At 60.1% G+C, this 12,789-nt stretch carries 13 protein-coding genes and 1 pseudogene; 9 read left to right on the top strand and 5 right to left on the bottom strand.

The features are described from left to right. Positions 1-21 precede the first annotated feature (21 nt). Genes CKA81_RS17040 through CKA81_RS02845 form a run of 3 tightly spaced genes read left to right on the top strand, consistent with a single transcriptional unit; the run spans position 22 to position 1,007 of the window. Positions 22-180: a DUF5993 family protein gene (locus CKA81_RS17040; protein WP_164878328.1), complete on the top strand. Its 159-nt coding sequence runs from the start codon at positions 22-24 to the stop codon at positions 178-180. Positions 181-183: 3 nt separating this feature from the next. Continuing rightward, positions 184-750, top strand: a complete 567-nt coding sequence (locus tag CKA81_RS02850) for a disulfide bond formation protein B (RefSeq protein ID WP_128353950.1) — start codon at positions 184-186, stop codon at positions 748-750. Between the two features lie 56 nt (positions 751-806). Next, positions 807-1,007: a ribbon-helix-helix protein, CopG family gene (locus CKA81_RS02845; protein WP_128353949.1), complete on the top strand. Its 201-nt coding sequence runs from the start codon at positions 807-809 to the stop codon at positions 1,005-1,007. Positions 1,008-1,030: 23 nt separating this feature from the next. Here CKA81_RS02845 and CKA81_RS02840 read toward each other — a convergent pair whose 3' ends face one another. Together CKA81_RS02840 and CKA81_RS02835 are read right to left on the bottom strand one after the other, a co-directional pair. Further along, entirely contained in the window at positions 1,031-2,698 is a 1,668-nt protein-coding gene (locus CKA81_RS02840) for a SulP family inorganic anion transporter (protein ID WP_128353948.1), read from the bottom strand. Between the two features lie 53 nt (positions 2,699-2,751). Then, a complete protein-coding gene (locus CKA81_RS02835; RefSeq protein ID WP_128353947.1) occupies positions 2,752-4,800 on the bottom strand; it encodes a heavy metal translocating P-type ATPase in 2,049 nt (682 codons plus the stop codon). Positions 4,801-4,853: 53 nt separating this feature from the next. On the opposite strand from CKA81_RS02835, the gene cadR reads away from it, so the two are divergent. Next, positions 4,854-5,285: a Cd(II)/Pb(II)-responsive transcriptional regulator gene (gene cadR / locus CKA81_RS02830; RefSeq protein ID WP_128353946.1), complete on the top strand. Its 432-nt coding sequence runs from the start codon at positions 4,854-4,856 to the stop codon at positions 5,283-5,285. 9 nt (positions 5,286-5,294) lie between these two features. Here cadR and CKA81_RS02825 read toward each other — a convergent pair whose 3' ends face one another. Beyond that, complete coding sequence (locus CKA81_RS02825) at positions 5,295-5,846, bottom strand: DUF924 family protein (RefSeq protein ID WP_128353945.1); 552 nt, start codon at positions 5,844-5,846, stop codon at positions 5,295-5,297. 4 nt (positions 5,847-5,850) lie between these two features. Then, the gene (locus CKA81_RS02820; RefSeq protein WP_128353944.1) at positions 5,851-6,225 is read right to left on the bottom strand and encodes a tautomerase family protein; all 375 of its coding nucleotides are present in this window, start codon (positions 6,223-6,225) and stop codon (positions 5,851-5,853) included. Between the two features lie 124 nt (positions 6,226-6,349). Between CKA81_RS02820 and CKA81_RS02815 the strand changes: the two are divergent. The 3 genes and pseudogenes from CKA81_RS02815 to CKA81_RS02805 all read left to right on the top strand — a co-directional run bounded on the left by CKA81_RS02815 (position 6,350) and on the right by CKA81_RS02805 (position 9,502). Further along, positions 6,350-7,215, top strand: a pseudogene (locus CKA81_RS02815) (MBL fold metallo-hydrolase). 9 nt (positions 7,216-7,224) lie between these two features. After that, complete coding sequence (locus CKA81_RS02810; protein ID WP_128353943.1) at positions 7,225-9,036, top strand: ABC transporter ATP-binding protein/permease; 1,812 nt, start codon at positions 7,225-7,227, stop codon at positions 9,034-9,036. A gap of 91 nt (positions 9,037-9,127) precedes the next feature. Then, positions 9,128-9,502: a SirB2 family protein gene (locus tag CKA81_RS02805; protein WP_128353942.1), complete on the top strand. Its 375-nt coding sequence runs from the start codon at positions 9,128-9,130 to the stop codon at positions 9,500-9,502. Between the two features lie 9 nt (positions 9,503-9,511). Here CKA81_RS02805 and CKA81_RS02800 read toward each other — a convergent pair whose 3' ends face one another. Continuing rightward, a complete protein-coding gene (locus CKA81_RS02800) occupies positions 9,512-10,570 on the bottom strand; it encodes a YeiH family protein (protein WP_128353941.1) in 1,059 nt (352 codons plus the stop codon). A gap of 116 nt (positions 10,571-10,686) precedes the next feature. On the opposite strand from CKA81_RS02800, the gene CKA81_RS02795 reads away from it, so the two are divergent. Both CKA81_RS02795 and CKA81_RS02790 read left to right on the top strand, forming a co-directional pair. Beyond that, a complete protein-coding gene (locus CKA81_RS02795) occupies positions 10,687-11,592 on the top strand; it encodes a LysR family transcriptional regulator (RefSeq protein ID WP_128353940.1) in 906 nt (301 codons plus the stop codon). Further along, on the top strand, positions 11,589-12,782 hold the full coding sequence (locus CKA81_RS02790; RefSeq protein WP_128353939.1) for a DUF3734 domain-containing protein: 1,194 nt from the start codon (positions 11,589-11,591) through the stop codon (positions 12,780-12,782). The genes CKA81_RS02795 and CKA81_RS02790 overlap by 4 nt, the downstream gene beginning before the upstream one ends. Positions 12,783-12,789: the final 7 nt, after the last annotated feature.

The raw sequence follows: 12,789 nt of genomic DNA, 5'->3' as shown, positions 1-12,789 counted from the left end.
ATTGCACCGGACTCCCCACCCATGATCATGATGTTGCCTTTCCTTACCGGCCTGCTCGCGGCCTTTTGCGGCGTGCGCGGGCAGCGGCGCCTATGCATTTCGTTGTGGTTGTTGACCGTGCTGATTTTCGCGGCATGGTGCGATTTCCACATGACTGATCCGCTCGGCTTTTCACTGTAGATCATGGCTAGCAATTATTTTCGCGACGATTCCTCGACCCTGTCTCACGCGCTGAATGCGCTGGCGCTGGCCGGAGTATGCGCCATATTACTGATGGCGTTTATATGGCAACTGGCTTTCAATGAATTGCCCTGCCCCTTATGCCTGCTGCAGCGCGCCGCCTTTGTAATGATAGGCATAGGCCTGATTCTGAACCTGCGTTTCGGTCCTTCGCCCCTGCATTACGCCATGGTGATTACCTCCGCAATGGCGGGCGCCTTCGCCTCGGGCCGACAGGTGCTGCTGCACATTGCACCAGGCGATACCGGCTATGGTTCACCGTTTCTGGGCTTGCATTTTTACACCTGGGCCTTCATCGCGTGCATCGCATTCGTGCTTTACAGCTGCATGATGCTGGCCCTGGATCGACGTAGTGCCGATCAATCCATACCACGCCGTACCCGCGGCCTGGTCAGTGCCGTCATGTGGCTGTTTGTTTTTCTTGTCGCAGCCAATGTCGTGTCTACCTTGCTGGAGTGCGGGTTTGGGGCCTGCCCGGATGACCCGGTCAGTTATCTATGGATACGCTGAAGCAATGGCAGCCGTGCATTACAATACGGTTAACATTGCCTGCAATTTGAACCGTCATGGAAAGCAAAACCGCAAGACTCACCGTCCTGATCGACCCCAGCAACAAGAAAGCCTTTGAGCGTCTTTGTGCCAGCCAGGACATCACGCCGTCTCAAGTGGTGCGTCAGTTGATTCGCGACTACCTCGCCCAGCATGATGTCGCCTACGGCAAGGCCGCCGCAGTGCGCAACCCACAGGTTAAAAACCCCACTGAATAAGCGGCCCGGTGCCGGCCGTAGTGCTACGCCGCGTTCGCGGCGTCGCCAGTCTCGTCCTGTTCGGCACGGGCCCAGGCCTGACCGATGTGCTGAGTCATGCACCCGCTGCCCAGCTTGTCGGTCAACCCCATGCGCTTCAACTTCTTTTGCACCTTCTCGTTGGCCTCGGTCAAGATCACGCGCACGCCGCGCTGATGAAGCTCTTGTATGGCTTCGTCCAATGCCTTCAAGCCGGTCGCATCCATGAACGGAACGTGGGCCAGGCGAATGATCACCACCCGCGGATCGGTATGCGTATCGGCCAGTACGCGCTCGAAGGTGTCGACCGCAGCAAAGAAGAATGGACCTTCCACGGCATAGACGAGAATATCCGCCGGCAGCTTGTGGGAGCCATCCAGGCCGAGTTCGCGTTGCAGGCTGCCGCCGTCCTGCTGGCGTACGACCACGCTTTCGGCCATGCGCCGCAAGAAATGCAACATGGCCAATACCACGCCAATATTTACCGCTACGACCAGGTCGGCAAAGACGGTCAAGCCAAAGGTCACCAGCAAGATAACGACATCCGCGCGCGGTGCGCGTTTGATCAGGCGTACCACGTGACGCAGCTCGCTCATGTTCCAGGCCACCATGAACAAGATGGCAGCCAGCGTAGCCAAAGGGATGCCCGCAGCCAAGGGGGCCAGCAAGATCAAAACCAGAACCAGTGTCAGCGCATGGACGATGCCCGCAATGGGGCTGTTGCCACCATTGCGTATGTTGGTGGCCGTCCGGGCGATGGCGCCCGTGGCGGCGATACCGCCGAACATGGGCGCAAGCACATTGGCCAAGCCTTGGCCTATGAGCTCTTGATTGGAGTTGTGCCGGGTACCGGCCATGCCATCGGCAACCACGGCCGATAACAGCGATTCGATGGCACCCAGCATGGCGATCGCGAAGGCCGGACCGATAAGCTCCACCAGACGAACCAGCGTGATCTCGGGCAACTTGAACGCGGGCAGACCGCTGGGTATTTCGCCGAAGGTGCTGCCTATGGTCGCCACGCTTTCAAAGCCGAAAACAGCCTGTATAAGCGTTACCACAACGAGCGCGACGAGGGGCCCCGGCACGCGGGACAGTGTGGGGATGCGGGGCAGGAAAATAAGCAGCGCCAGCGACAGCAGGGCAAGACCGGTGGTGGCCGGGTCCATTTGCGGCAGCACCTGCAGCAAGTTCCACAGCTTCTGGTGGAAGTGCAAGCCCTCCACCGCTGGCAGGCCGAAGAAGTCTTTCCACTGGCCTACCCAGATGATCACGCCTATGCCGGCGGTAAAGCCCGCAATGACGGGCACGGGTATGAACTTGATGATGGCGCCCATGCGCGCCACACCGAAAAGCAGCAAAATCACGCCCGCCATCAGGGTGGCGATTTGCAAGCCTTCCACGCCATGCGTGGCGACAATACCCGAAAGAATAACGATGAAGGCACCGGTGGGGCCGGCAATCTGCACACGGCTGCCGCCAAAAAGGGAGACGGCAATGCCTGCCACGATGGCGGTGTAGATGCCTTGTTCGGGCTTGACGCCGGATGCGATGGCAAATGCCATGGCAAGCGGCAATGCCACGACGCCGACGATCAGGCCCGCAATAATGTTGGACGCCCAGTGACGGCGCCCCAGGAGCCCGGCCCGTTTGGCGTCGACGATAGCTAGCATGGAAGACGAGATACGATCATACAATGATTATTATATTGTAATGCTATGGAAACCTATTTCTGTAGCAACCGCAAGCTATTCAGTATGACCAAAACACTGGCCCCCACATCGGCAAACACCGCCATCCACATGGTACCCAAGCCCACAATGGTCAAGGCCAGGAAAGCCAGCTTGATGCCCAGTGCCAGGGTGATATTTTGCACCAATATGGCATGCGTGCTGCGCGACAACCGTATGTACCGAGAAAGCTTGCGCAGGTCGTCATCCATCAGGGCGACGTCGGCGGTTTCGATGGCGGTGTCGGTGCCCAGCACGCCCATGGCGAAGCCGACGTCGGCTTGCGCCAAGGCCGGAGCATCGTTGATGCCGTCGCCCACCATCCCGACCTTGCCCTCTGCCATGTAGCGCTTGATGGCGTCCAGCTTCTGGTCAGGAAGCAGACCGGCGTGCACGGCATCCAGCCCCAGCTTCTGTCCGATACTGGACGCCGCGGCCTGGTTGTCGCCCGATAGCATGGCGGTGCGCACCCCCAGTTGCCGCAGTTGGGCAATGGCCTCTTGGGTTTCCGGCTTGAGGGTATCAGCCACCGCAAACAGTGCCAGCACGCCCTCGCGGCTGGCAAGCACCGTAACAGTATTGCCTTGGGCCTCCAGCCTTTGAATGTGCATCGCTTCGGCAGGGAGCCCCGAGCTCGTGCCCGTAGACTGGTCAAGCTCGCCGCGAACCCAGGCGTAGTTGCCCAGATAGTAGGTGCTGCCGCCTATCTCGCCCTGCACGCCACCGCCTTGTATGGCTCGGAAGGCGTGCACCTCGTCGCCGGAGCCTGCAAACGGCAGCGCAGCAATGGCATGCGATACCGGATGATCGGAACGCTGCGCCAGCAGCACGGCCAGGCGCTGACAAGCCTGCGCATCGACCGCGTCATCGATCACAAGCATGTCGGTAAGCTGCGGCTTTCCTTGCGTTAGGGTGCCCGTCTTGTCCAACGCCACCCAGACCAGCTTGCGCCCCTGCTCGAGATAGGCGCCGCCCTTGATCAGGATGCCATGGCGGGCCGCGGCGGCGAGTCCGCTGACAATCGCGACAGGGGTGGAGATCACCAGCGCGCACGGGCAGGCTATGACCAGCAAGACCAAGGCCTTGTATAGCCATTCCGACCACGACGCCTGCAACAACAAGGGCGGCGCCACCGCGATCACCAGCGCCAATGCGCAAACAATCGGGGTATAGATGCGGGCGAAGCGATCCACGAAGCGCTGTATGGGCGCCTTGCTGGCCTGTGCCTGTTGTACAGAATGGATAATGCGTGCCAGTTGGCTGTTCTCGTAGGCGGACTCGCTGCGATAGTGCAGCTCGGCCATGCCGTTGATGGATCCGGCAAAAATCGGATCGCCAGGCTGTTTATCAACGGGAATGCTTTCACCGGTGATGGGGGCTTGGTTGACGGCTGATGCGCCCGTCTCGACCCGACCATCCAGGCCGATGCGTTCGCCGGGCTGCACGCGAAGCAGGGTCCCGGGTTGTACGTCGACCGCCAGGGCGCGGGCCCATTCACCTTGCGCGTTTTGTGCCCAGACGCTTTCGGGCGCGACCTCCATCAAACGCTCGATGGCGTGGCGGGCATGATCCAAAGAACGATCTTCGATGGCTTCGGCAACGGCGAACAGCACCATGACCATCGCGGCCTCCGGCCATTCTCCCAGCATCAACGCCCCGGTAACCGCAATGGTCATCAAGGCAGTGATATTCAGGTCGGCCCGAAGTATGGATCGCAGACCCTGCCGGTAGGTGCCCAGGCCGCTTAGTCCGACGGCCAGCAGAGCCAGGGCCGCTACGGTCCAGCCTGGTGCGCCCGCCCACCAGCCGAGTGCCTCGGCAGATACGGCAGCGACCCCGGCAATGGCCAAGCGCCACCACCCCGGCCCATCTGCATGATGATGGTGGCTGTGGCTGGATTCAGCGTCGGAAGCGCCATTGGCCTGCGTCTGCTCGTGCGCGTGGGTGTGGCTTGAGGTGGCGGGCTCGTCCGCCGAGCAACACCCGAACTTCAGGGGCTGCGGGGTGCCGGGGTGCGCGACATGCGGTGTGGATTTGGTTTGCATGTTGACAGTAGACACCTTAAAGTAGCTATAAGGTCAAGCATCAGGAGCAAACCATGAAAATCGGCGAACTTGCAAGGGTCGCAAATTGCGGCACCGAAACAATTCGGTTCTACGAAAAGGAAGGGCTGCTGCCCTCCCCGGCCCGTACCGAAGGCAACTACCGCAGCTACCGGCAGGAACACCTGGAGCGCCTGCGTTTCATCCGCAACTGCCGCACACTGGACATGACCCACGACGAAATCCGCACCCTGCTGGCTTTCGTGGATCGCCGCCATGGCGACTGTGCGCCGGTCAACTCCTTGCTGGATGAGCATATTGGGCATGTCGACACGCGGCTGGCCGAACTGCAGCGACTGCGCAAGCAATTGATCGGCCTACGGGAGCAATGCGCAGATGCCACGGCCATCGAAGACTGCGGCATCATTCACGGACTGACGTCCATGGCAACCGAAGAGAAACGCCCGTCGGGATCGCATCTGGGCTGAGGACCTGGACTATCCGGCGAATCCGCCCTCTTCCAGGAACTGAAGTTCTTCCGCAGTGCAGTCACGAGCCAGTATGCGGTTGCGATGCGGAAAGCGTCCGAAACGGGCGATGATCTCGCAATGCTCTATGGCGTGGCGGATGTTGTCGGGACTATAGCGCTGGTACAACTGCACGCCGTAACGCTGATCGGCGATGTCTTCAGAGTGAATGAAGGGCACACAAAGGAACAAGGCCAATGGCTGGCCGATCTGCGTCACGAAGTTGGCATCGATGGCGAGCTTGGCCGCCCTGCGCGCCAGGCCATCGGTGGCGAACATATGCGGCGTATCGCGAAATGCATTGCGCGGAAACTGGTCCAGCAACAAGATCAGCGCCAGGCTGCCTTGCGCATTTTCAGACCAATGATCAAGCTCGCGGCGCGCCGCCGCGAAATGCAGATCCATGAACTGGTCGCGAAAGCGCGCATCGAACTCGTCGTCCTTGGCAAACCATGCCGATGGCCCGGCAGACTGCCAGAAATCAATGACGGCAAGCGCAAGCGGGTCCGGGACCGACTTCATGTACTTAGCGGGCCAGGGCCTGGGCACTGACGCCGCCCGCCATGCCCATGTTGGTTTTCGGAAAGTCGATCAGCCGAACCCGCACTTCGCTTTCGGGAAGGCCAGTGGTTTCGAAGCCTACGCGGCTTAGCGCCGCGATCAGCGCATCTTTTTGCTGCTCAGTGCGGCCCTCGATGAACTCAACCTGGAACATCACAGCCTGTGTGCCGAACTTGCCGGCATTCAAGTAATGGCCATCAGCCAGCTCGTGCAACATCACACGGACACTGGGCAGCGGCGCCCCGATGCTTTCAACGACGGCGTCGCTGGCGCGCTCCATCAATTGCTTTTTCTGTTCAGTGGAGTAGCCGGCGCTGGCGGAGATGGTGATATAGGGCATAAGGCCTCGAGGCAGATGATAATCAAGGCCTTGATTATCGCTGCATGACACCTGGCGCACAAGGGCGGGCGTCCCTTGTTAATATCGGCCTGCGCGCAACGATTACTGTCAGTACGGAGACACTATGCCAGCACCGCAGGTCCAGTCTTTTTTCGATGAGCAGACGGCTACATTCTCGTACGTGGTATTCCAGCCCGGCCAAGCTGAATGCGCCGTCATTGACCCGGTGTTGGACTACGACCCCAAAGCCGGCCGTACAAGCACGGCCGGGGCAGATGCCATCATCGCTTTCATTCGCGAGCATGGCCTGACAGTGGACTGGCTGCTGGAAACGCATGCCCATGCCGACCATCTGTCAGCGGCCGCCTATATCAAGAACACACTGGGGGGACGGCTGGCCATAGGCCAGCACATCGGAACGGTACAAGAAGTATTCAAGGGCATCTTCAATCTGGAAAAGGATTTCCGGACAGACGGGTCGCAGTTCGATCACCTGTTCTCGGATGGCGAGACCTTCCGGATCGGCAACATGAAGGCCACCGCCCTGCATGTGCCCGGCCATACGCCGGCCGATATGGCTTATTGCATAGAGGGGCTGGGCGTTTTTGTTGGAGACACGCTCTTCATGCCCGACGTCGGCACGGCCCGATGCGATTTTCCGGGCGGCGATGCGGCACGGCTTTATGCCGGCATCAAACGCCTGCTTGCCATGCCGGACGACACGCGGCTTTATCTATGTCACGACTATCCCCCAAGGGTCGGGACAAACAGTGCTGCACCACGGTGGCCGCCCAGCGCGCCGGCAATATCCACGTGCGCGACGGCATCAGCGAAGCCGACTTTGTCGCCATGCGCACCAAGCGGGACCAGTCACTGGAAATGCCGGTGCTTATTCTGCCGGCCGTCCAGTTCAACATCCGCGGCTGCCAACCCATGCCGGCCGAAGACAATGGAGTGCGCTACTTCAAGATTCCGCTTGACCAACTGTAGGCAGCCCGCATGAACTGGAACGAGGCATTGGTCGATAGCGGCATCTGGTTGGTGCAAGCGTATGTCGTAACCCTGGCGGTGTCGGCCGCCACCATCTGGGCATTGGCACGGTTTACGGTATGGGGACGGCAGTTCTGGAACTTGGCGTCGGGGTATTTTTCGCCGCGCCACAGTTGGCGGCCCCTGCTGACATTGTTGCTGATTCTGTTCCTGACCCTGTGTGGCGTGCGCCTGGAAGTTCTGTTTTCGGCTTGGTACAACACCATGTATACCGCGCTGCAAGCGCTGGACGCGCCCGGCTTCTGGATGGCGATGGTGCTGTTCGCAATCCTGGCCAGCGTCCATGTCCTGCGCTCGCTACTCGATTTTTATATCCAGCAGGCCTTTGTCATTCGTTGGCGCGTGTGGCTGAATGAAAAGTTGCTGAAGCAATGGCTGGACAAGCAAGCTTACTACCGCAGCCAGCATCTGGCGAAGGGGATCGACAACCCCGACCAGCGTATCCAGCAAGACGTAGCCGTCTTCGCCGAAATGTCGATGACGCTGTCCATGGGTGTGATCAACGCCCTGGTCTCCACCTTTGCCTTCACCATTATCTTGTGGAATTTATCCGGCCCACTAGCCCTGGGCAGCGTGGAGATTCCGCGCGGCATGGTCTTCCTGGTGTTCGTCTACGTGATTGTGGCTACGGTGTTTGCCATAAAGATAGGCCGGCCATTGATCCTGCTGAACTTCCTGAACGAGCGCTTCAATGCCGATTACCGGTATGCCCTGGTGCGGCTGCGCGAATACTCGGAAAGCATCGCTTTTTATGCCGGCGAGAAAGTGGAAGGCGCCTTGCTACGCGGTCGGTTCGCGCACGTCATCGACAACGCCTGGGCAATCGTGTACCGCTCGCTGAAATTTTTGGGATTCAACTTCTCGGTCACGCAAGCAGCAGTGGTGTTCCCCTTCATTATCCAGGCGCAGCGCTTCTTTTCTCAGCAGATCACGCTGGGCGACCTGATGCAAACCTCGCAGGCGTTCGGCCGCTTGCAAGACAATCTTTCGTTCTTTCGCAACGCCTACGATAACTTTGCCACCTACCGCGCCACGCTGGACCGCCTTACCGGCTTCACCAAGGCCGTGGCCGATGCGGCCGCTCTGCCCACACCTGACGTGCAAACGGCGCCCGGGCGACTGGCATTGGAAGGCCTGTCGGTCAGCACGCCATCGGGGATACCGCTGCTTAAGGATGTGGGACTGGAGGTGCGACCGGGCCATGCGCTGTTGATTCGAGGACCATCAGGATCAGGCAAGACAACCTTGCTGCGCGCCATCGCCGGTCTGTGGCCTTACTGTACGGGCACCATCGTACGGCCCGAAGACGATGTGCTGTTCCTGTCGCAAAAGCCTTATTTGCCCTTGGGCAGTCTGCGCGATGCACTGCTGTATCCGAAGCAATCCTTGCCCGGTGACACCGCCACTGTCGACCACGACCGCCGGGTTGAACTGACTTTGGACCAAGTCCAACTGGGCCACCTTGCCAGCAGACTGGACGAGGTCGCCGACTGGAGCCGTATTCTGTCGCTGGGCGAGCAGCAGCGGCTGGCCTTTGGCCGGCTGCTGCTGGCCCGTCCCGACGTGGCTTTTTTGGATGAAGCCACCTCGGCCATGGACGAGGGCCTGGAAGACGCCATGTACCGCCTGGTGCGTGAGCACTTGCCCGACACCATATTGCTCAGCGTGGGTCATCGCAGCACCTTGCTGCGCCACCATACCCGTCAGCTGGTGCTCAAGGGAGACCAGACCGGTGCCTGGGAGACCCTGGCGACTGCCTGAGGGCGACCTGCTACCATAACGCCGCTGGCCGAACATCGGGCCAGTCGACCTTCGCACGCCGCCCGGGCGGCGGACATCTTGTGAGCCTCGAATGAATTATTTTGCGATCAAACATCTCCACATCACTGCCGCCGTACTAAGCATCTTGCTGTTCGCGATACGCGCGTACTGGTCGGTCACGGGCTCGAGCAAACTGCAATTGCGCCTGTTCAGGATTTTGCCGCATGTGGTCGATACCGTCTTGCTGGTTGCCGGTGTCATGCTGGCCATGATGATAGGCCCGGAGCAACCGTGGATACTGGCCAAGATCGTGGCGGTAATCTTGTACATCGGCGTAGGCATGGTGGCCATCAAGCGTGGCAAGACACCCGCCGCGCGCGGCGTTGCAGCCCTGATCGCCATCGCCATTTTCTTTTACATCGTGGGCGTGGCGCTCCAGCACAACCCCATGTCGTGGTTAAGTTAATTAAGGTGGTTACCAGGCGCCCATGAAGCGCTGCACTGCAAGGCTGCTGCCCGCCACCGCTACCCATACGCCCAGTCCCAGCAGTATGGGGCGCACACCGGCTAATGCCATGCGACGCAGGTCAGACGACAGCCCTATGGCGGTCAGCGCCACCACAATCAGAAACTGAGCCAGCAAGTTCAGGCTGACGGTGACGGCTTCGGGGATAAGACCCGTCGATCGCATCGCCGAGGCCACCAGGAACCACAAAATAAACCACGGAAAGATGCGCAAGAGGCTGAAGCCGGAATCGCCCTGCTTCTTCTCGCGCCACGCGACCAGCATCGCCAGCACCACACAAATGGGAATAATAAGCGTGGCGCGTGTCAGTTTGACGATGGTGGCGTGATCGCCCGCTGCGGCACTATAGCTATAGCCGGCCGCAACGACAGACGAGGTGTCATTGATGGCCGTACCGGCCCATAGACCAAACCCGGCATCAGACATGTTCAGCCAGTGGCCCAGCAAGGGAAACGCCAGCACAGCCACGATATTGAACAAAAATATGGTGGATATCGCGTAGGCCGTCTCGTGATCTTCGGGCTTGATGATGGGTGTCACCGCCGCGATGGCCGAACCGCCGCAAATGGCGGTGCCCACGCCGATCAGGATTTTAAGCTTCGAGGCAATGCCCAGCCACTTGCCCAGCAACCCCGCGGAACCGAAAGCCACCGCAATGGTAATCAGTGTGACCCACAGCGATTCCAGCCCTGTCTGCGCGACCTGCTGAATGCTCAGGCCAAACCCCAGTGCAATAATGGACCACTGCAGTATCTGTTTGGATGCGAACTGCAGGCCCGGCCTGAACACCGGACCGACACCGACCGTGTTGCGGATGGCAAGCCCCAGCAGTATGCCGAACACCGGGCCGCCTATGATAGGCACCCAGCGTCCCAGTATCATGGCAAAGATGCCCACGACCACCGCCAGGACCAGCCCGTACAGTGCGGAAGGCGGGCGCGAGGCCGCATCGCTGCGCCCGCGCAGCCACTGGCCGCCCCACGTTCGGCTGGGAATGGAAGACGACATGAGAGGGGGCGCTTCGGGCATGATCCAACATATAAAGTAATAACCTGCAGTTATTTTAGAAGCCCGCTCTATATAAATAAATTCATAAATTCTTAATAAGGGTATAAACTTTACTGATGTTATCAATCAGCATACGTCAGCTTGAAGTGTTTGTGGCCATTGCCTCGGCCGGCACCGTCCGGGCAGCTGCAGAGCGACTGTTCGTTACGCAGCCTGCGGTCAGCATGGCTTTGGCAGAACTGGAACGCCAGCTTAACGGCCAGTTGTTCGATCGCGAGCGTGGCCGGCTGCATTTAAGCCCGCGCGGCAAGGAAGTGCTGCCCATGGCCCAGGAAGTTATCGAACGGGTACATGAGATGTTGCGCCAAAGCGGCGACCAGGAACTTGAGCTGACCGGCGAGCTTCGCGTGGGCGCGAGCAACACCATCGGCAACTACCTTGTCGGAGATCTGCTGGGCGTATTTGTGGAGCGCCACCCTCAAGTATCGCTGCAGGTCAGCGTCGAGAACACCCACACTATTACAGCGGGGCTACTGGCTCACCGCATCGATGTGGGCTGCGTGGAAGGCCCGGTCAACCACGCGCAACTGGAAGTGCTGCCTTGGCGCGACGATGAGCTGGTCGTTTGCGCTGCGCCCCTGCATGCCCTGGCGCAGCAGCAGGATCTCAAGGCGCGGCATTTCAAGGACGCCAAATGGATACTGCGCGAGCCCGGTTCGGCCATGCGGGTGCAGACAGAACATGTGCTGGCCTCCTTGCCACCCGGCCGCATATTGCTGGAACTGGGCCAGGTCGAAGCCATCAAGCAGGCCGTCATTGCGGGGCTGGGTATCGCGTGCCTGCCCCAGTCGGCCACAGGCGATGCCGTCACGGCGGGCCGCCTGAAGGTCTTGCCCACCCCCTTCGTGAACCTGCAGCGTCGCTTGTCGCTGGTACTGCATAAATCCCGCTATCGCGGCGCATTGATCGATGCCTTTGTCAACAGCCTGGCCATCCCCGAACCCATACAGAAATCACTATGACCGTTACCTTGCCACCCTATGAAACCACCGCCCTGGTCCTCCAGGGCGGCGGCGCCTTGGGCGCCTACCAGGCAGGCGTATACCAGGGCCTGCACGAGGCAGGCATCGCCTTGACCTGCCTGTCGGGGATATCGATCGGCGCGCTGAACACCGCCATCATCGCCGGCAATGCGCCCGACAGGGCTGTCGCCAAGCTGACCGAGTTCTGGGAAACCATCTGCAAGCCCAATTCAATGTGGGGTTTGAACTCTGCCATCGAGCAATCCCTGTTCGACATCAACGACACCATGCGTGGCGCGCTTAGCGCCTTTCATGCGGGCAACGCCCTGCTGGGCGGGCAAAAGGGATTCTTCCAGCCTCGGTTCCCGCCCCCGTCGGACTACCTGCGCGGCAGCCCCGACACCGCCAGCTATTACGACACCAGCGCCCTGAAATCCACCCTGGAGCGTCTTTGCGACTTCGATCGCATCAATAGCGGCGCACAGCAAGTATCAGTCGGCGCAGTCAATGTGCGCACGGGCAACCTGGTCTACTTCGATAACGCCCGCACGACTTTGCGCGCCGAGCACTTCATGGCATCGGGGGCGCTGCCGCCGGCCTTTGCGGCGGTTGAAATCGATGGTGAATATTACTGGGATGGCGGACTGGTTTCCAACACCCCGCTTACCCAGGTGCTGGACTCTCGGCCCCTGCGCGATACGCTGGTGTTCCAGGTGGACTTATGGAGCGCACGCGGTCAGGCGCCCACCAACATGAGCGAAGTGTCGGATCGCATCAAAGACATCCGCTACTCCAGCCGTACCCGCATGGTCACGGACGAACTGCGCTGGTCTCAGTACTTGCGCCACATCCTGGAACGCATGCTGGAGCATATTCCGGAAGACATCAGGGCCAGTGATTCATACTGCCGCATGGCACAAGAGCTGGCCAGCGCAAAGCGCTTCAATGTCATCCACCTGATCTATCGCAACAAGCCCTACGAACAACACTATAAGGATTTTCAGTTTGGCATGGCCACCATGCGCGAGCACTGGCACGGCGGGCTGGAGGACATACGCCTGACGCTGGCTGATCCCGATCGCCTTGCCATGCCGGAGAATGCCTCCGGCTTTGTAACGCACGACGTCCATCGCGAAGATATAGAGCGGCTGATAAAGGCTGCAGCACAAAAGGGCAGCGGCGTAAGCTGACCGCCGC

Origin of the sequence: Pollutimonas thiosulfatoxidans (assembly GCF_004022565.1) — a bacterium.
GTDB classification, from domain to species: Bacteria; Pseudomonadota; Gammaproteobacteria; order Burkholderiales; family Burkholderiaceae_B; genus Pusillimonas_D; species Pusillimonas_D thiosulfatoxidans.
Note: the sequence above shows the minus strand (reverse complement) of the source record. Positions and strands in the feature narration are given on the sequence as shown.

Coding starts and splice junctions, on each gene's coding strand:
- CKA81_RS02845 (WP_128353949.1), top strand. CDS start 807: ATGGAAAGCAAAACCGCAAGACTCACCGTCCTGATCGACCCCAGCAAC.
- CKA81_RS02795 (WP_128353940.1), top strand. CDS start 10,687: ATGTTATCAATCAGCATACGTCAGCTTGAAGTGTTTGTGGCCATTGCC.
- CKA81_RS02820 (WP_128353944.1), bottom strand. CDS start 6,225: ATGCCCTATATCACCATCTCCGCCAGCGCCGGCTACTCCACTGAACAG.
- CKA81_RS02850 (WP_128353950.1), top strand. CDS start 184: ATGGCTAGCAATTATTTTCGCGACGATTCCTCGACCCTGTCTCACGCG.
- CKA81_RS02810 (WP_128353943.1), top strand. CDS start 7,225: ATGAACTGGAACGAGGCATTGGTCGATAGCGGCATCTGGTTGGTGCAA.
- CKA81_RS02835 (WP_128353947.1), bottom strand. CDS start 4,800: ATGCAAACCAAATCCACACCGCATGTCGCGCACCCCGGCACCCCGCAG.
- CKA81_RS17040 (WP_164878328.1), top strand. CDS start 22: ATGATCATGATGTTGCCTTTCCTTACCGGCCTGCTCGCGGCCTTTTGC.
- CKA81_RS02790 (WP_128353939.1), top strand. CDS start 11,589: ATGACCGTTACCTTGCCACCCTATGAAACCACCGCCCTGGTCCTCCAG.
- CKA81_RS02840 (WP_128353948.1), bottom strand. CDS start 2,698: ATGCTAGCTATCGTCGACGCCAAACGGGCCGGGCTCCTGGGGCGCCGT.
- CKA81_RS02805 (WP_128353942.1), top strand. CDS start 9,128: ATGAATTATTTTGCGATCAAACATCTCCACATCACTGCCGCCGTACTA.
- CKA81_RS02825 (WP_128353945.1), bottom strand. CDS start 5,846: ATGAAGTCGGTCCCGGACCCGCTTGCGCTTGCCGTCATTGATTTCTGG.
- CKA81_RS02800 (WP_128353941.1), bottom strand. CDS start 10,570: ATGTCGTCTTCCATTCCCAGCCGAACGTGGGGCGGCCAGTGGCTGCGC.
- cadR (WP_128353946.1), top strand. CDS start 4,854: ATGAAAATCGGCGAACTTGCAAGGGTCGCAAATTGCGGCACCGAAACA.